The organism is Clostridioides sp. ZZV14-6150, assembly GCF_020657875.1.
Taxonomy (GTDB): domain Bacteria; phylum Bacillota; class Clostridia; order Peptostreptococcales; family Peptostreptococcaceae; genus Clostridioides.
Genome location: NZ_JAGWDA010000014.1, coordinates 1 through 19,573 on the forward strand (window position 1 = coordinate 1; position 19,573 = coordinate 19,573).

A 19,573-nucleotide genomic window follows, 5' to 3' on the forward strand; every position below is an offset into this window, starting at 1 on the left:
ACACAGAAGTTAAGCTCTCTAGCGCTGATGGTACTTGGTGGGAAACTGCCTGGGAGAGTAGGACGTAGCCACGTAATTTTTTTTATTTTTTGTTGTCAAGTTTCTTATTTTCAAATTTCTTATTTAAAAAGGATAAGTCTGTTATAAATGCTTTATATAAACACATATAATATTTAAAAGAGTTTTTTATAAATTAATTCTTTTAATGTAGGATGTGAGGTTTTATAGGTATGTACTTTTAAATAAGAAAGGAGATAGATAATTAGGTGTCTGTAATCAATAGTTTTATTTTACAATATGGATTAATATCTGTATTTGTATTAATTATGATTGAGTATGCTTGTTTTCCATTACCTAGTGAAGTAGTTTTACCACTTTGTGGAGCTATTGCAGCAAGAAATCATTTTGGTTTTTTAACTATTTTAATTTTAAGTATAGTTGCAGGTATACTTGGTTCAATATTTTGTTATACAATAGGCAATTTGGGAGGAAAATCTATCATAAATAAGATAGTAGAGATATGTCCCAAGGCAAAAAAGGGAATTTTTACATCACAAGATTATTTTAACAAATACTCTTCTATTTCTGTTTGTGTATGTAGGTTAATTCCTCTATGTAGAACATACATATCTTTTATAGCAGGTATTGCAGGTCAGAATATTATAACTTTTATTATATCCTCTATTGTGGGTATCACCATATGGAATACTTCGTTAATTAGTATTGGGTATATTTTTTCAGAGAGTTGGGTAAAAATAATGTCACATTATAATGATTATAAATTTCTAGTTCTCATTATACCAATATCCGTAATTCTTATTGGATTTGGTATTAAGTCATATATACATAAAAAACATCACAGGATAAGATTATAAAAAATAGTAGAATTTTTTTATTTAGCACAAGATGATTTAAGGGCAGTTGTGGGAATAGAAAACACCAAAAACCCGCATGAACACTATGTTTTTGCGGGTTCTAGGCGTTTTTTTATCGTCTGTGTCTGTGGTGATTTTTGCTTATATGAAAGAAAAGGTGGCAGCTCTGAAAATCAAAGCTACCTCTTCATAAGTGTTTAAAAATATGTTGATTCTACAATGGCTTTTTTTCTTTGATGTCGTCCAGCAGATTAAAGCTAAATATTTGAAATTATGGCATTAAAGCGTGAAACAATAACTTGCCAATATTACAGTTACTATGATTAAATATAAGTTACTAATCCAGTCCAATCTGGTCAATCCACTCATCTATTCGTTCTATTATCCCTTTAGGTGGGTTATTGTTGAATTTCCATTCGGTATAACAGTGTAGCAGACCAAAAAGAAGTAAAAATACAATTAGCATAATCAGTTTTTTCATCTTCTTCATTTTGAGATACCTATTTCAATTTTTTTCATTATGTTTTAGCCCTTTCAGTATAAATGCAGAAAGGCAGGCACAAAGTAATAAACTTATGATACTCCCCATAATTTTTTCTCCAGTAGTTATATAGTATCCAGAAAGATTAAATATTGCTACAATAGGAAAAAAGGTTTGTAAGACATTTGACATACCTGCAAATAGTCCAGCAATAGAATAAACTTCTGTGAATACTAATGCAAGCCAATATCCTTTTTTCATGCGCGATACCAAGGCAATAATGGGAGAAATTGCAAGGAATACACCTATGCCATCAAGAAAATACTCTTTCATGCAACTTAAAACCAGTTTTATCGATAAATCGGAAAAATGTAAAACGGATTCAGTCAAAAATGTTATAGTAAAGAGTAACAAATAAAGAAGTATACTGAATATAAAAGTAATAATCATTTTTGCTATGGTTAATTTTGTTTCATTTATGGGAATAAGACGTAGGGATTTAATAGTGTCCTCCTCTTCTTCACGACAAATAATATAGCTTCCTAATAGGGCAATGACAGCAGGAAGAACAAAAAAAGTTGACCAAGGTTGTACCGCATTCATATACCAACCTGCATTGTCTATATACCGTGAACCGTCATAAACGCTCTTTAAGCCATAATGTAAATCTAGGTCATTATATACATCCTGCCCTCCTGCAAAAACTATGACTGCTATCATAATGGATGCAAAAACTGTAATCCAAACAATTTTTGAACGACGAATTTTTTGACATTCAGCCCAAAGTAATTTCCACATTATCTACACCTCACTTTCTTCTTCCTAGTGCAATGTTTGCAAACAATACTGATACAATACTCCAAATACAAATACAAAGAAATGCTAATGGGACATTAATTTCCTGTGAAAATATAAGACCTGGAATGTCTTTATTTCTCATGATAATAACTCCCATACTGGATAATGGGTGTAAATACATATTTATTGTCATTAGAACAAAACCGGAAAAGGCATATACCAATGTGATACAAATTGGGAGAATGTATCCTTTTTGAGATGTAGCGATTGCCAAAATCGGCAACATTACAAAAGCAGTGATTACACCAATTTCTAAACATTTTTCCAACAAATATAAAATGCTTCCCCATTTAAATACGACATATCCAGAAAGTACACTAAATAGCACGGAAGCAACGGCTGTAATCAGCATAAAACAAATAGAGTAAATCAAAACAACAAAAAATTTACTAAAAAAGTATCCCATTTTGCTGATAGGTACAATCCAAAGTTGTTTGAGCATATCATACTGATTTTCTTCGTGCATAAGCATGGTGCAAAGCATACCCAAAACAACGGGCAAAATAATCCAAAGTGTGTAACCAAATGCAGACCATTTATAAAACTGTATCGGGTCAACCCCTGCTTCCCCAAAATAATTGAAATATAGTAGTGCGAAAAACGGCATAATGAGGGCGGCCAACAACATGAGCCAAATAAGTTTCCTGCGACGCAGTTTAAGAAATTCTGTTTGAATAAGTTTAAGCAATGCCCTCTCCTCCTGTGATTTTTTTAAAATAGTCCTCTAAGGTATTATTACAAAGTTGAGAACTAATAACAGTTACATCCTGCATTACAAGTGCTTTATTGATTTCACCCATATCCAGAGTAGTGTCATAAAGGCGTAGGGTGTGGTCGTCTTGAATGGAATAATTTTTCGAGTTGAATTGACGCTCTAAAATCAATGACGCCCTCGGAATATCTGAAACTTGTAACAGGATATATTTACTGTTTCTCTTTTCCAGTTCGCTCATGCTACTTTCTTCCAGAAGAATACCATGGTCGATAATTCCAATATCATCAGCCAATAATGAGATTTCAGAAAGAATATGACTGGAAATAAGAATTGTCTTTCCGCGCTCAACGCTCAAATTCCTAATAAACTCCCTCATCTCCGCAATACCAATAGGGTCAAGACCATTGGTTGGCTCGTCCAAAATCAACAGTTCTGGGTCATGCAGGATAGCGTTGGCAATACCAAGTCGCTGCTTCATGCCAAGCGAATATTTACTAAACAGTTTTTTATTTTTATAAGGTAAGCCGACAATTTCCAATGCGCTTTTTACGGCATTGGGGGCGGCTGTACCGCGTAGCTTTGCGAAAATCTCTAAGTTCTCCGTCCCAGTCAGATTGGGATAAAATCCTGGCGTTTCGATAATTGCACCGATACGGGGATATATTCGTTTTTCTTGGCCTTTAATACTCTCTCCGAATATATCTACCTCTCCGGACGTGATTGAAGTCAACCCTAAAATCATTTTCATAATTGTGGTTTTTCCGGCTCCGTTGCGCCCTAACAGACCATAAATTCGGCCTTTTTTTACATGGAGATTGACTTTATCAACTGCTGTTTGCTTTCCATAAATTTTTGTCAGTTGTTTTGTTTCAATCAAAAAATCATTCATATATAAGTTCCTCACTTTCAATAAATTTACTTCAGCAATATCATAGCTGATACAACATCAGAAGCAATTACAATTAGAATTATAAAACATGAACCTTGCCAAAACCTTGCCGTAACCTTGTTTTTATCTTGTTTTAGCAGTAAGAAAGCCCCGTATTTTTACAGGGCTTTAGGAAGCAATATTGTAAATTCTGTTCCCATACAGGGGGTACTGTTGGCGGTAATAGTTCCTTTATGAACGTTAATAAGTTCTTTTACAATCGCCAAGCCTAAACCATTTCCCTTTGCAGACCTTGAATGGTCGCATTGGTACAGCCTTTCAAAAATATGTGGGAGATTGTCAGAAGATATACCTTTCCCATTGTCTGTTATTATAATTTGAGCTTGCTGTTTGTTTTCAAAAATTCGTAGTGTCATTTTGTCACCTTCGCTATGAGTAATAATATTTTGTAATAGGTTATTAAGGATACGGGTATATGCGTTTGCGTCTATGCGTAAGAAGTACTCTATTTCGGGTATATCAAATTCATATTCAAAATGACTGCTTTCTAAAACAGGAACCCAATCAGCTATAATATTACGGGATAACTCATTCAAATCAAAAATCTCAAAATGAAAAACCTGTTCCTTAGAATCCAATTTTACCCATTCAAATAGATTTTCTACAAAATGCTTTAAGTAATGAGCCTTATCGGACGCAACATGGATATATTCGTCCTTTTCTTCTCCTACAACAATTTTGCTTTCTAATGCTTCCAAATAACCGACCAAAGAAGCAAGAGGAGTTTTTACATCATGGGAGAGACTTGTCATTAGACGTTTGTAGGCTTGTTCTGATTGTTTTTGCTGAATAAGCTGTGATTGGCCATTGATTGCCATTTCGTTAATATCATAGCAAATTTGCCTTGTCATGTCGCTTTCCCTTGTTAAAATACGGCGATTAAGGTTTCCATTTTTTATATCCTCTAAAGCATCTTTTATAAGTGTAAGTTGTGTTCGGACACGTCGTAGGACAGAAACAAGATACGCTATAATAATCAGGCTAAGAACAAATACCAAAAGCAGATAAACACTTGTATTCATGTTAAGCCTCCTTATTAAAACGATAACCGACACCTCGGACTGTCAAAATATAAAATGGATGGTTGGGGTCTGGTTCAATTTTTTTTCTCAGTTTACTGATGAAAGACATGATATTACTATCGTCAAAAGCATATTCTTCTTCCCATACTTGTGTATAAATCTGTTTTTTGGTAAACACCCGTCCCTTATTAGAAGTCAGAAAAGAAAGTAAATCAAACTCTTTGCTTGTAAGTTGAACAGGAATATTATTGATGGAAACAATGCGGTTTATCTTGTCAATAATCATGCCATTTATTATTATGCAATCCATGTCTGTTATAAAAGCAGGGTTTAACATAGTATACCGGCGAATAAGAGAATTGACACGAGCCATAAGTTCGTTTATGCTGAACGGCTTTGTTAGATAATCGTCAGCACCTAAACGTAGCCCGGAAATTTTATCGTCCTCGTCACTTTTAGCTGTAAGCATAAGCACTGGAATATTACTTGTTTCCCTAATTTTTTTTAGAACTTGAAAACCGTCTATATCCGGCATCATTATGTCCAAAATTACAAGAGAGAGTGTGTGTCTATTTTTATCGACCAAATCCAACCCCTCTACACCGCCATATGAAGTAATAACAGATAAATTTTCTTGCTCAACACATTTTTTCATAAGAGCGCAAAGTTCTTTGTCATCATCTATAATCAAAACACTATTCATATTGTAGTTCCTTTCTTCTTTTTGTTCTGCCGTCAACAGGTTTTTCCGCGACCTTTGGTATCAGCCACATATACCCGAGTTTTGAAACGCCTGGTATGCGACTTTCTTCACATAGTTTTTGTACTCGTCTTTCGGAAATGCCACACTTTTTTGTTGCTTCGGGGCAAGACATATACTCCATATTTCAACCACCCTTTCCTCGTAATATATCAGCATATATTATATACGTGTAACCGAATAAAATCAAGAAACATCAGCAAATAATATGCAGTAGCTAATATATAATTGATTATCCGATTTATTTTTATATATGGCTATTTTTTCGTGAATATCCAAGTACACTTATTGCAAATGAAAAAAATGCAATACACAGCATTACAGAGATATAAATGCTAGTGTAAATATACTAAAAGAAGGATTAAGATTATTGGGGATGGAATATCCCTTAGAGCCTATGAATGCTTAGTTCAAAAGTGCTATCGAATAGAAATCTACATCTTCAAACATTACCGAAGGTAGTTAAGGTGGGGTAGTTCAAAAAATCAATTCTAGCTTATATCCTTTTATGTTAAAATGATGTTAAGAAATGAAACAAATACTATTTATATAAAAGGGGTAAGAATATGGATATAATAGATAATCTAAGGGTACAAGAGGTAGATGGAAAGCTTATTGAAGATGTACTGTATTTTAGAAATTATTATGGATTAGAAAAAGATTTAGAATACAGAGTAACAAAGTCTAAAACTTATTTTTATGGAAAAGACATATTATCTATGTGTATAGCAGCGATTTTAGAAGAAGAAAATATTTTATTGTCAGGACCAAAGGCAACAGGAAAAAATTTACTTGCTGATAATTTAGGCGAGATATTTAATAGACCTCAGTGGAATACATCATTTCATATAAACACAGATAGTTCAACACTTATAGGTACAGATACATTTATAGACAATGAAGTTAAACTTAGAAGAGGTTCAGTTTATGAATGTGCTATTAATGGAGGCTTTGGTGTATTTGATGAAATTAACATGGCAAAAAATGATGCTATAGTTGTAGTTCATTCAGCCTTAGATTATCGTCGAGTGATTGATGTACCCGGCTATGAGAGAGTTAATCTGCACCCAGCAACAAGATTTATTGGAACTATGAATTACGAGTATGCAGGAACAAAAGAACTTAATGAAGCACTAGTATCTAGATTTATGGTAATAGATATTCCTCCAATAGAAGAAGATAAGTTAATGATGATTTTAAAAAATGAATTTTCAGATGCTGATGAAGAGAAATTAATACACTTTGCAGGAATATTTTTAGATTTACAATTGAAATCTCAAAATGGTGAGATATCTAGTAAAGCTATTGACCTACGTGGCCTTATGGCATCTCTTAAGACTATAAGGAGAGGATTGAAACCAACTCTTGCAATTAATATGGGACTGACAGGAAAGACTTTTGATATATATGAAAAAGAAATGGTTGGAGATGTAATTAAAACGAGAATACCTAATAAATGGGAGAGTGCAGATGTATTTCCAATAAGTCATATTTAATATAGGTGAGATTATGAAATGGATATATGATGATTATGAATTTGAAAATAGAGCAAATAACTTATCTTGGACAATAGCTGGTGATTACAATGAAAGTATAGATATATCAGAAAAAGATTATTCTTCAAAAGAAATAGGTCTATACTTTGCAATAATTGCAGGAGCTAGAAGAAAATATGTAGATTGGGACATAGTTAAAAAATATCTTACAAACAGAATACGAAAAGGATATGACAAAGATATTATATTGGGTCTAATTCAAGTTATATTAAATACAATAGTTGAAGAAAAGGCCATTAAAGATAGGCCAGGGATAGAAGATATAAGAAGAAATGCTTATAAAGATATTGTTTCACGTTTTACCAAAATAAACAATGACAATATTATGGATAAAATTAAATATGCATTTGTACTTTATAATATGGACAAGCATCCAGCATTAGACAGTATAACTAGAAGAATAGTTAATGACATAAGGAATATAGATACGAATCAAGATATTATGGAGATTTTAAAAGCATTAGATGTTATATATTTAACTTATTTTGAATATATATTAAACGGAGAAGAAAGCAATTTTACATATGATGAAAACAATGTAAAGGATGTTGAAGTAAACTTTGATACATTTGCTGATTTTATGTATGAAGAACTTTATAGTGATGAAGAAGAAAACATTATTGAAAGTGATATAGACTCAATATCTTCATCGATGCTTGTAGAAGGGGTAGGGGATTTTGATGATTCTCAATCTAGCAATTCAGCAGACAGAGTTATATATGTTGATGAAGAGACTGTAAATAAAATATATTCAAAAATAGAACATTATTATGGGAAAACTTATTTAAGTAAGGGTGAAATTAAAAAGCTTGAAACACAAAATTGCAGAAACGTACATGAGGGATGCAGAATTCACTTTACAGACGGTGTTCTTAGAAGTGAATGTAATAACGTTTTTCAGCTAAAATATGTGACAAGACAAAAAGAAAATAATTTAGGCAAATTTAGAGAACATGCTAGGATGTATAGACAACAAATAAAGCGATTAAAAGAAAGCCTTGCTAGGATTTTAGTAGAAGAAAATGCTAAAACTAGAGTGTATTCTGATTGTGGAACTATCCTAGCAAATAGAGCTTGGAGAGTTGGAAGGAGTAACAATAATAAAATATTTTATAAAGATATAGAAAATGAAAAAGGGAAATATGTTATTGATATATTGTTGGATGCAAGTGGTTCTCAAAGTAGAAACCAAGGAGATGTAGCAATTCAAGCTTACATAATTGCAAATGCCTTGACAGAAGTTGGAATACCAAATAGAGTTATGGGTTTTTCTAGTTTCTTAGATTACACGATATTAAAAAGATTTAAGGATTATGATGACAGTATTAAAAATAGTGAAAACATCTTTGAATACTTCTGTGCTGGTAATAATAGAGATGGTTTAGCTATAAAATCCATATGTAGTGGTTTGATAAATAGAGACGAAGAAAATAAAATTTTGATAGTTCTTAGTGATGGAAGGCCAAATGATGTAAAGATAGGAAAAAATAGCGAGAGAACTTTAAGAGGAGAAAAAGCTTATAGAGGTATTGTTGGTTTAAGAGATACAGCTAATGAAGTAAGAAAAGCTAGAAAACAAAATATTTTAGTATTAGGAGTATTTACAGGTAAAGAATCAGAACTTGAAGCTGAAAGATTAATATATGGAAACGATTTTATATATTCAAGAGACATAACTAGATTTTCTGATGTGGTTTCAATGTATTTAAAAAAGATAATTAGGAGTTAATTGATTTATAAAAAAGAATTTATATACATAAAAATATAAAAATGAATAAAATTTGTAAAAAATGTAGAAATTTTCACAGAAAAGGTATACAATGATTTATATAGAAAATGAATTAAAAATAAAGTAATATTAAAAATTAAATATATAATATTATAGGTTCTTTAAGCAAGATTAATAGGGAAGAAGGTTAAATTCCTTTACAGCCCCCGCTACTGTGATGCAGACGAAACTTTTGTTAGCCACTATGATAATATGCTTTTATATTTCATGGGAAGGAAGAGGAGTAGGATGAAGCTAAGTCAGGAGACCTGCCTAAAATATTAAAGTGATTTCTTCGGGGATGGAGAAAGTTTCTTATAATAATTATACAGATATGTTTATTTTATGTGTTTGTATTTAGATTGTCGAAAATTAGAAGCCTAGCCATCGAGTTAGGCTTTTTTATTTTGCTAGAATAAGGTTACATATATTATTCATATTTTAATTATTAGAAAGGGAGAGGGGATACTCAAATGAAACAAAATATCAAATTAGGGGTTATAGCTGCACTTATGTTAATCATTTTAACTCCAGTTACATCAAATGCAATGCATATAATGGAAGGTTACTTACCAGTAAAATGGTCTATAGCATGGGGAGTTATATTTATACCATTTTTCTTAGTGGGATTAAAATCAATAGGTAAAATAGTAAAGCAAGACCCTAAGAAGAAAGTTTTATTAGCTCTATGTGGAGCATTTGTATTTGTTTTATCAGCATTAAAAATACCTTCAGTAACAGGAAGTTGTTCACATCCTACTGGAGTAGGTCTTGGAGCAATAATGTTTGGACCAAGTGTAATGTTTGTTCTTGGAACTATAGTTCTAATATTCCAAGCATTATTACTAGCACATGGGGGAATAACTACTTTAGGAGCTAATGCTTTTTCAATGGCTATAATAGGGCCAATTATATCATTTTTAATATTTAAAGCATTAAAGAAAAAAGATGGAAACAATGCTATACCAGTATTTCTTGCAGCAGCAATAGGAGATTTAGCCACATATACAATAACTTCAATACAACTAGCACTTGCTTTCCCAGACCCATCAGGTGGAGTGATGGCTTCAGCAATTAAATTCTTAGGAATTTTCTTTATGACTCAAATACCAATAGCAATAGCAGAAGGTATTCTTACTGTAATTGTATATAATTTGATTACAGAAAATGGAGAAAAAAGCATACTAGAAAATAATGATAAAGGAGTTAAAGCTAATGAGTGCTAAAACAAAAACAAAAACTAACATATTACTACTTTTATTAGTAGTAGCTCTTATCATATTCCCATTACTTGTAAATTCAGGTGCTGAATATGGAGGAGCAGATGGTCAAGCTGAAAGTGAAATTACTAAGATAAATCCAAATTATGAGCCTTGGTTTAGTAGTCCATATGAGCCACCAAGTGGAGAAATAGAGAGTTTATTATTCTCTGCACAAGCAGCTCTAGGTGCAGGTGTAATAGGATACATATTAGGTCTTCAAAAAGGAAAGAGAAGTTAATTATGCTTATCATTGATAAATATGCATATACAAATAGATTAAGTAAAGTAAATCCAAATAAAAAAGTAGCCATAGGAGCAATTTTTCTAATTGCTTCTATGATAATAAAAAATATATTTATCTTAAGTGGAATTATGATTTTAATGAGTATTTTAGTTGTTTGTGTAGCAGGGATAGATTTAAAAAATTATTTGAAATTACTTCAAATACCGATGTATTTTTTATTTCTTAGTATAGGTATAACTCTTGTGAATATATCTTTTAATAAAACAGACCTACTATATAGTTTTCAGTTTTTTAGTTTTTATGTAGGAATATCAAAGGCATCTATTGACATGTCTATTCATGTGTTATTTAGAGCTATGTCTTGTTTAACTTGTGTGTATTTTTGTATACTTACAACACCTTTTAATCAGTTGATATTTTTCTTTAAGAAATTGCATTTACCGGACACCTTTGTTGAATTATCAATGTTGATATATAGATTTATATTTATATTTTTAGAAGAATTTTCAGAGATATATAAGTCACAAGAATTAAGATTTGGGTACATAAATTTAAAAACTTCATATAAATCTTTAGGGATTCTTGGAAGTATGCTGTACAAAAGGCTTATGACAAGGTATGATGATATGTGTATATCATTAGACATAAAATTGTATGATGGTAAATTTCACATAGTAGGGGATAATGATGTTTAAAATAAATAATTTAACATATCAATATGAAAAAAATGCTAATGCATTATTGAACATTAATATGGATTTCTCAAAGGGAAATATTATAGGTATAATAGGCTCAAATGGTTCAGGAAAATCAACTTTATTTATGAACTTAATGGGAATACTAAAGCCTACGTCTGGAGAAATACTTTTCAAAGAAGAAAAGTTAAAGTATGATAAGAAGAGTTTGTATAATCTTAGAAAAAATGTAGGGATTGTCTTTCAAGACCCAGAAAAACAAATATTTTACTCAAAAGTATATGATGATATAGCATTTGCGATGAGAAACATTGGAATGGATGAAAAAATTATTAAAGAGAGAATAAATAAAGCTTTGATAGCTGTTAATGGAATAGATTTTATAGATAGACCAGTACACTTTTTAAGTTATGGTCAGAAAAAAAGAGTAGCAATTGCATCAGTTATAGCAATGGAAAATGAAATTGTATTGCTTGATGAGCCTACAGCTGGATTAGACCCAGTAAGTACTAGGTCTATTGTAGATATAATAAAGAGATTAGATGAAAATAATATAAAAATAGTAATATCCAGTCATGATATGAATTTAATGTATGAAATATGCGATTATATATATGTACTGGATAAGGGGATTTTAATTGATGAAGGAAACGCAGAAAGTGTATTTGTAAATGAGAACAATATTATACAAGCTGGATTAGAATCTCCGTGGTTAGTAAAGGTACATAAAAATATGAACTTACCTTTATTTAAGAAAGAAGAAGATTTGTATAAGTACTGGAAAGAAAGAGACTTAATACAAATAAATAATTAAGCCCTAAACCTATTTTAAAAAAATAGATTTATATAATAACCCTTAACCTAGACCCCTTAAAGGTGCCTTATGATTCCCCAAATCATAAGGTTATTTTTTTTATAAAGAATAAAAATAAATTTTATAAGTAAGTGTTATCTAATTGTTAAAATTTGACAATAATCTATTAATATAATACATAATTATAATTTGAAGTAATTCATATTTTAGATTAAAATATATTTATGGCTGTTAACAGGAGGAGAAATATGAATTTAGATACATTAAATCCTGCTCAAAGAGAAGCAGTAGAAAAAACTGAAGGTCCAGTACTTATACTGGCTGGTGCTGGTTCAGGTAAAACTAAGGTATTAACAACAAGAATAGCATACCTTATAGAAGATAAAGGTGTACAAGCACCAAATATATTAGCTATAACATTTACAAATAAAGCTGCAAATGAAATGAGAGAGAGAGTTGAGCAAAACATAGGTCCTGAAACTAAGGACATGTGGATAAGTACATTCCATTCTTGTTGCGTTCGGATACTCAGAAAAGATATAAATAAGATTGGTTACAATAGGAGTTTTGTAATTTATGATTCTGCAGACCAAGTTACATTGGTTAAAGACTGTCTTAAAGAATTAAATTTAAGTGATAAGGTATTTGAACCAAAAGCAGTTATAAGCGCCATTTCAGGAGCAAAAGACAAGCTTTATACTCCAAAACAGTTTAAAGATATCAACATGGCAGATAATAGAATGGTTAAGATTGCAGATATTTATGCTCTATATCAAGACCGTTTAAAGAGAAATAGTGCACTTGATTTTGATGATTTAATACTTAAAACTGTAGAACTTTTTAAGGCTAATGATGAAGTGTTAGCTTATTATAGAAGTAGATTTAGATACATAATGGTAGATGAGTATCAGGATACAAGTAAAGCTCAATATGAACTAATAAAATTATTAGCTAGAGAACATCAAAATATCTGTGTTGTTGGAGATGATGACCAAAGTATTTATGGATGGAGAGGCGCAGATATAAGAAACATACTTGAATTTGAGAAAGATTATGATAATGTACATGTTGTTAAACTAGAACAAAATTATAGGTCAACACAAGTAATATTAGATGCAGCTAACAAAGTTATATCCAATAATATAGAAAGAAAAAGAAAGAAACTTTGGAGTGAAAAGAAAGAAGGAGAACTTATAAAGATACAACTAACTGGTAGTGAAATAGAAGAGGCTGATTTTATAGCTGACTCAATTGCACAAATAGCTAGAAAAGAGAATAGACCATACAAAGATTTTGCAGTACTTTATAGAGCAAATGCACAAGCAAGACCTGTAGAAGACGCTTTAAACAGAAGTCAAATTCCATATAATATATATGGTGGTACAAAGTTTTATGAGAGAAAAGAAATAAAGGACTTAGTAGCGTATTTAAGAGTTATTCAAAATCCACAGGATGACATATCTATAAAAAGAATTATAAACGTTCCTAGAAGAGGTATAGGGCTTAGAACTATAGAAAAAATTGAAGATAGAGCCAATCTGAAACAAGAGAGTATATATTCAGTTTTAATTGATATAGAAACAAATTCTGATATATCTACAAAAGCTAGAGCAAGTATAAGTGGATTTGTTGATATTATAGGTACACTTAGAACCATAAAAGAAGTCTATCCTGTTAGTAAATTAATAGAAAAAGTTTTGGATACTACAGGATATATGGATGAACTTGTAGAGATAAGAAATAAAAATGAAAAAGATTTAACTGGTAAAGGTGAAGAAGCTCAAGATAGAATTGATAATTTAAGAGAATTTATATCTATAGCACTAGAGTTTGAAAGTAGTAGTGATGATACTTATGAAAATAAAGATTTAGAGACATTTTTAACTAGTATAGCACTTACATCTGAATCTAATGATGAAGAGGACAATGATAGAGTTTCTCTTATGACAATACATACATCTAAAGGGTTAGAGTTTCCAGTTGTATTTTTGACAGGTATGGAAGAAGGTCTATTTCCTATATCAAGAGCTATAAAGTCTCTGAGTGAATCTCAAATAGAAGAAGAGAGAAGGCTTTGTTATGTTGGTATAACTAGAGCTAAAGAAGAGCTATACATGTCACTAACTGAAAAGAGAACGCTATATGGTAAAACAAATGTTGCAATAGCTTCAAGATTTATGGAAGAGTTACCAGAAGAATGTATAGAAAGATTGTACAAAATGAAAAAGGAATTAAGTTATTCTAAAGCAAGTTATAATATGTTAGATAAATATACTAAAAAGTATATGAATACTATAAGTAAATCTAAAGTTGCAGATAACGTTAATGCTACAATAAAAGATTCAAATAAAGAGACTAATCCAGAAGATATAAAGCTTGGTTCTAAAGTACATCATCCTAAATTTGGGGTTGGAACAGTCGTGTCTATAATTGGAACAGATGTTACTATAGCCTTTGATAAACAAGGAATTAAAAAAATAAATAAAGAATATACAACACTAGATATTTTATAATGGAGGAAAATTAGGAATGGATAGTATAAGCTTTGCTAAAAATTTAATAGATTTCATATACGATAGCCCATCATCTTTTCACGCAGTTGATAGTGCCAAAGAAGTCTTAGATAAAAATGGATTTGAAGAGTTAGCTTTAAATAAGAAATGGAATCTAAAAGTAGGTGGAAAATACTACATGACTAAAAATTTATCTGCTATAGTAGCTTTTGTAGTTAACTCAGATAATATAGAAGAAGGTGGATTTAGAATAATAGGTTCTCATTCAGATTCTCCTACATTTAGTATTAAGCCAAATGCAGAAATAGAAGCTGAGAAAGCTTATTTGAAGCTGAATACAGAATGTTATGGAGGAGCAATATTAAGTACGTGGTTAGATAGACCACTTGGTATAGCTGGGAGAGTAGTCTTAAAAGGAGATAGTGTACTTAAGCCAAAGGAAAAACTTATCGACTTTAAAAAGCCAATTTGTATAATACCAAATCTAGCTATACATTTGAATAGAAGTATAAATGATGGTCATTCATATAATAAACAAAAAGATATGTTACCTCTAGTTGGATTATTAAATGATACATTAGAAAAAGATAACTTTATTTTAAAACAAATATCGTCTAATTTAAATGTAAAGATGGAAGATATAATAGACTTTGATTTATTCTTATATGAATTTGAAAAAGGAAGTTTAATAGGGGCTAATGATGAATTTATATCTATTGGAAGACAAGATAATCTTGCAATGGTACATGCTAGTTTAAATGCTTTAGTTGATACTAAAGGACAAAGTGGTGTAAATGTAATGGCTGTGTTTGATAATGAAGAAGTTGGAAGTTCCACTAAACAAGGTGCAGATTCAAATATGCTACTAAATATATTGGAGAGAATATGTTTATCAATAGGGAAAGATAGAGAAGGATTTTTTGAGTCTATTTATTCGTCTTTCATGATATCATCAGATTTAGCTCACGCTATTCATCCAAATACTCCAGAAAAACATGACCCAACTAATAAACCAGTTATGGGGAAAGGGCCTGTTATAAAGATAAATGCAAGTCAAGCATATACAAGCGATGGATATTCTATAGCTGTTTACAAAAATATATGTAAAGAAGCTAATGTCGAGTATCAAGAATTTGTAAATAGGTCAGATGAGAGGGGTGGAAGTACAATAGGTCCAATATCTTCTACTCATGTAGATATACCATCTGTTGATGTAGGAAGTCCAATTTTAGCAATGCATTCTGTAAGAGAATTAGGTAATGTTGAAGACCATTATAGTATATATAAAACATTTAGTAAATTTTTTGAAATATAAATATAAGATAAATAATTTGGAGATGAAACTATGAAATTAGGACTATGCTTAGAAGGTGGAGGAGCAAAAGGAGCTTACCAAGCGGGGGTAGTTAAGGCTTTATATGATAATGGAATAAATAATTTTTATTCGATTTCAGGAACATCAATAGGAGCGATAAATGGATATTATTTATACACAGGCAATGTTGATAACTTGGAAAAAATGTGGACAAATATAAAAGATATCCAGAACGGAAATGTGAAAATAGTAAATAATACTGTGGATAATTCTCCTGCTATAGACAATCTGAAAGAACTAGATGATAGTAAAATAGAGAAAATGAACTTCTATGTTAATTATGTAGAAGTTAATAATAAGGTAGTATCAGAAAAGGTTGTAAATGTGTCAAAAATGCCTAAAGGCGAAGCAATCTTAAGCATTTCATATAGTGGATTGTTACCATCAAATCCAAATGCTACTCTTGGATTTAAAGAACAATTTATGAAGGATGTGCAAGATGGTATTTACGATGGTTTTAAATTGGATGGAGGTCTAATTAGGAGTGCATTAATTGAGCCTTTAATTGTGGATAATGTGGATAAAATTATTTTGATATCCACAAAGTATAATTATGATTTACCAGATGACATCAAAAAAATATATAATGAAGATAAAATAATAGTAGTTAGACCTAACACTCAATTTGCACCTAAAGATACTCTTAACTTTGATGATGAGTTTTGTAAAACTATATATCAAGAAGGATATGAAATAGGAAAAAATATACTTGATAGACTTTAATTTAGAGTATAATATAATAAATGTAATTGTGTAATTTAATTAATAAAAAGGAAGGTAATAAGTCATGGAAAATAAAAATCCTATAGTAACTATAGTAATGGAAAATGGAAAAGAAATAAAAATTGAGTTATACCCAAATATAGCACCAAATACAGTTAAGAATTTTGTATCATTAGTAGATGATGGATATTATAATGGAGTAACATTTCATAGAGTAATACCAGGATTTATGATACAAGGTGGATGCCCAAATGGTACTGGAATGGGTGGCCCAGGCCATTCTATAAAAGGTGAATTTAGTGGAAATGGATTTACTAACAATCTAAAGCATGAAAGAGGAGTTATATCAATGGCTAGAACTATGGCACCTAATTCAGCTGGTTCTCAATTCTTTATAATGCATAAAAATTCACCACATTTAGATGGTCAATATGCAGGCTTTGGTAGAGTTATAGAAGGTATGGATACAGTTGATGAAATAGCATCAGTTAGAACAGGAGCAGCGGACAAGCCAAAGACTCCACAAATTATGAAAGCTGTGACTGTAGAAACTTTTGGAGTAGATTACTCAGATGTAGAAAAAAACTAGGTCATAGATAGATAAAAGTAAAAATCTATACAACTTAAATATAAAGTGAGATGTTATTATATTTTCTAGAGGATATGAATACATCTCACTTTTTAATTTAATTTATTTTACTGAAATTTAGTTATATATTAAATTTTTATTATACTAAATAGCTCCAATAATCTTATTAGAATATTATTTAATAGTATTATAGAAAAATAATTCTATTAAATTATTTATGATTAGGTTTTTAATATATAAGATATTAAAATAAATATATAAGATATGTGGAAAACATTTATTTTAACATTTTTTAAAGCTAATTTAATGATTTTGTTTAAAAAAAGAAAGTTATTTGTATGTTTTTACTTAAGAAAAAACATTATAATGGTAATATATTCTATTTACAATTTCATAACTTTGGTTTACAATAATAGAGACAATAAATCCTAAAAACATAATAAGAAAAAAGTGCTTAATATTTGAGAGAGACTGGTTTAGTTTACACCAGCTAGACCAGTCAAGGAATAATTTAAAGTGTAATATATAATAAGAAGAGAATACACTATTAGAATTTTCTAATAGTGTATTCTTTTTTTATAGAATTTATTATTGTTATGTAAGAAAAAAACTGTTTCAAATTTAAATTTGAAACAGTTTTTGTGTTGTCTAAAGATTTTATATTATTTAAAATTTTTAATTGCAGTAGTTAAGTTAGGTACTAATTGTTTCTTTCTAGATACAACACCTGGAGCAAATGTTCCTTGAACTCCTTCAATACCAAATGCATCAGCAATCAATCTATCTTCTGCTTTGTAAATTAAATAAGAACCTTCTTTTATTATATCTGTAACTGCAAGAACTAATTTGTCATAATCAGTTGAATTTATATAAGATAAAAATTCATCCTTCTTAGCAAATATAGAGTCTGTGTCTAAAGTAAATACTTGTCCAATACCAACTTTATGTCCACTCATGTTAAACTCTTTAAAGTCCATATTTACTATTTGTTCTATAGTAAACTCATCTAAAGAAGTACCACATTTAAACATATCCATAGCATATTTTTCCATGTCTACTTTTGCTATTTTACTTAATTCTTCACAAGCTTTCTTATCCATATCAGTAGTTGTTGGAGATTTAAATAATAATGTATCAGATAATATAGCAGATAAAAGAAGACCAGCTATTTCATAAGGTATCTCAACGTTATTTTCTTTATACATTTGATAAATTATAGTACTATTGCATCCAACAGGCATAACTCTAAAAGACATAGGAACATCAGTAGAAATACCACCAAGTTTATGATGGTCAACTATTTCAACTATATTTGCTTGTTCAATTCCATCAGCACTTTGAGCATATTCATTGTGGTCAACTAAAACAACATTCTTTTTAGATGGATTTAATAGATGCCCTTTTGAAATTAATCCTAAAAACTTATTGTCATCGTCTAATATAGGATAAGATCTAAAGTTTGTTTCTAACATAATTTCTTTTATTTCATCCATATAGTCGTCTTCTTTAAATGTAATCAAGTTGTCTGTGGCTTCTATAGAATCCAAGAAGCTACATTGATTTATGACATTAGAAGTTTTGTAGTTGTCACTTTCAACAGAAACAACAGACACTCCATTTATTTTAGCAAGAGCTAGTAAATCTTTTGAAATTTCTGTATGATTAGTAAGTATTAAAAGTTTAACTTTTGTATCGATGGCGTATTCAATACTATCATATCTATCACCAACAATAGCTATATCCCCTTCTTTTAAAGTCTCTATTAGGGTTTCCATACCAAATGATAAAGTAACAACTCTACCTTTTACATCTTCACCACAATCTACAAGGATAGTACCATTAAGGTTTTTGCAGATATTTGATAGTGATGTGTGTATAGTTGTAAAATGTTGATGAAGAAGGTTTTTAGCTATTTCTTTCATAGTAATAATACCAGCAAAAGTTCCATCCTCATAAGTTACAGGTAATGTTTTAACATTTTTTTCATCCATAAGATTATAGGCTTCTAATATAGAAGAAGTTGGAGTTAAAGGTAGTACCCTATCATAATTTAAATCTCTAACTTGTATTCTAACGTTATCTAAGATTTCAGGTGCATCTACCTTAAAGTAGTCTAAGGCATACTTAGCTTCCTTTCTGATATCTCCTAAAGCATAAGCTGTTGCTTCTATTCCTAGCTTGTTTTTTAAATATGCTAATGAAATTGCAGAACATATTGAATCTGTATCTGGATTTTTATGTCCGAAAACTAATAAACTCATTTTAAAACTCCTTTCAAAACTTGAATATAATAATAATTGATAAAAATATTATATCAAAAGGTAGTGAGTATTTGTTGTAAAAAGAAAAAAATTTAATGAAAAAAATATTATAT

18 protein-coding genes and 1 riboswitch are annotated in these 19,573 nt (G+C 30.3%); of the genes, 11 read left to right on the forward strand and 7 right to left on the reverse strand.

Translation table 11 applies throughout. From position 1 onward, the window contains the following. Positions 1–266: 266 nt before the first annotated feature. Positions 267–875, forward strand: a complete 609-nt coding sequence (locus KGF41_RS15215) for a DedA family protein (protein WP_227830387.1) — start codon at positions 267–269, stop codon at positions 873–875. A gap of 505 nt (positions 876–1,380) precedes the next feature. Here KGF41_RS15215 and KGF41_RS15220 read toward each other — a convergent pair. The 6 genes from KGF41_RS15220 to KGF41_RS15245 all read right to left on the reverse strand — a co-directional run bounded on the left by KGF41_RS15220 (position 1,381) and on the right by KGF41_RS15245 (position 5,784). Continuing rightward, the gene (locus KGF41_RS15220; protein ID WP_227843050.1) at positions 1,381–2,154 is read right to left on the reverse strand and encodes an ABC transporter permease; all 774 of its coding nucleotides are present in this window, start codon (positions 2,152–2,154) and stop codon (positions 1,381–1,383) included. 10 nt (positions 2,155–2,164) lie between these two features. Beyond that, positions 2,165–2,902 (reverse strand): ABC transporter permease, encoded by a 738-nt coding sequence (locus tag KGF41_RS15225; RefSeq protein ID WP_227843051.1) that lies wholly within the window; start codon positions 2,900–2,902, stop codon positions 2,165–2,167. Further along, positions 2,895–3,818 (reverse strand): ABC transporter ATP-binding protein, encoded by a 924-nt coding sequence (locus tag KGF41_RS15230; protein ID WP_227856937.1) that lies wholly within the window; start codon positions 3,816–3,818, stop codon positions 2,895–2,897. The genes KGF41_RS15225 and KGF41_RS15230 overlap by 8 nt, the downstream gene beginning before the upstream one ends. Before the next feature lie 158 nt (positions 3,819–3,976). After that, positions 3,977–4,900, reverse strand: a complete 924-nt coding sequence (locus KGF41_RS15235; protein ID WP_227854822.1) for a sensor histidine kinase — start codon at positions 4,898–4,900, stop codon at positions 3,977–3,979. 1 nt (position 4,901) lies between these two features. Then, positions 4,902–5,603, reverse strand: coding sequence for a response regulator transcription factor (locus tag KGF41_RS15240; protein WP_227856938.1), 702 nt, complete (start codon positions 5,601–5,603; stop codon positions 4,902–4,904). Continuing rightward, positions 5,596–5,784 carry a helix-turn-helix domain-containing protein gene (locus KGF41_RS15245; RefSeq protein ID WP_227843054.1) on the reverse strand — a complete coding sequence of 63 codons (189 nt, stop codon included), beginning with the start codon at positions 5,782–5,784 and terminating at the stop codon, positions 5,596–5,598. The genes KGF41_RS15240 and KGF41_RS15245 overlap by 8 nt, the downstream gene beginning before the upstream one ends. Before the next feature lie 442 nt (positions 5,785–6,226). On the opposite strand from KGF41_RS15245, the gene KGF41_RS15250 reads away from it, so the two are divergent. The 10 genes from KGF41_RS15250 to KGF41_RS15295 all read left to right on the forward strand — a co-directional run bounded on the left by KGF41_RS15250 (position 6,227) and on the right by KGF41_RS15295 (position 17,199). Then, the gene (locus tag KGF41_RS15250; protein WP_227856939.1) at positions 6,227–7,156 is read left to right on the forward strand and encodes an AAA family ATPase; all 930 of its coding nucleotides are present in this window, start codon (positions 6,227–6,229) and stop codon (positions 7,154–7,156) included. Positions 7,157–7,169: 13 nt separating this feature from the next. Next, positions 7,170–8,945, forward strand: coding sequence for a nitric oxide reductase activation-like protein (locus KGF41_RS15255; protein ID WP_227843056.1), 1,776 nt, complete (start codon positions 7,170–7,172; stop codon positions 8,943–8,945). Positions 8,946–9,082: 137 nt separating this feature from the next. Next, a riboswitch (cobalamin riboswitch) is annotated at positions 9,083–9,276 on the forward strand. 181 nt (positions 9,277–9,457) lie between these two features. Beyond that, positions 9,458–10,210: an energy-coupling factor ABC transporter permease gene (locus KGF41_RS15260; RefSeq protein ID WP_227435530.1), complete on the forward strand. Its 753-nt coding sequence runs from the start codon at positions 9,458–9,460 to the stop codon at positions 10,208–10,210. Further along, positions 10,200–10,484 carry an energy-coupling factor ABC transporter substrate-binding protein gene (locus KGF41_RS15265; protein WP_227830378.1) on the forward strand — a complete coding sequence of 95 codons (285 nt, stop codon included), beginning with the start codon at positions 10,200–10,202 and terminating at the stop codon, positions 10,482–10,484. Before KGF41_RS15260 ends, KGF41_RS15265 begins: the two co-directional genes overlap by 11 nt. A 2-nt stretch (positions 10,485–10,486) precedes the next feature. Beyond that, a complete protein-coding gene (gene cbiQ / locus KGF41_RS15270) occupies positions 10,487–11,185 on the forward strand; it encodes a cobalt ECF transporter T component CbiQ (protein ID WP_227840786.1) in 699 nt (232 codons plus the stop codon). Continuing rightward, a complete protein-coding gene (locus KGF41_RS15275) occupies positions 11,178–11,999 on the forward strand; it encodes an energy-coupling factor ABC transporter ATP-binding protein (protein ID WP_227854820.1) in 822 nt (273 codons plus the stop codon). Before cbiQ ends, KGF41_RS15275 begins: the two co-directional genes overlap by 8 nt. A 248-nt stretch (positions 12,000–12,247) precedes the next feature. After that, entirely contained in the window at positions 12,248–14,512 is a 2,265-nt protein-coding gene (locus tag KGF41_RS15280; RefSeq protein WP_227843058.1) for a DUF3553 domain-containing protein, read from the forward strand. A gap of 16 nt (positions 14,513–14,528) precedes the next feature. Beyond that, positions 14,529–15,827: a M18 family aminopeptidase gene (locus tag KGF41_RS15285; RefSeq protein WP_227843059.1), complete on the forward strand. Its 1,299-nt coding sequence runs from the start codon at positions 14,529–14,531 to the stop codon at positions 15,825–15,827. Between the two features lie 30 nt (positions 15,828–15,857). Then, positions 15,858–16,610: a patatin-like phospholipase family protein gene (locus KGF41_RS15290; RefSeq protein WP_227830373.1), complete on the forward strand. Its 753-nt coding sequence runs from the start codon at positions 15,858–15,860 to the stop codon at positions 16,608–16,610. Positions 16,611–16,674: 64 nt separating this feature from the next. Next, positions 16,675–17,199: a peptidylprolyl isomerase gene (locus KGF41_RS15295; protein WP_227830372.1), complete on the forward strand. Its 525-nt coding sequence runs from the start codon at positions 16,675–16,677 to the stop codon at positions 17,197–17,199. Between the two features lie 662 nt (positions 17,200–17,861). On the opposite strand, the gene KGF41_RS15300 is transcribed toward KGF41_RS15295, so the two are convergent. Then, complete coding sequence (locus KGF41_RS15300; protein WP_227841488.1) at positions 17,862–19,460, reverse strand: putative manganese-dependent inorganic diphosphatase; 1,599 nt, start codon at positions 19,458–19,460, stop codon at positions 17,862–17,864. Positions 19,461–19,573: the final 113 nt, after the last annotated feature.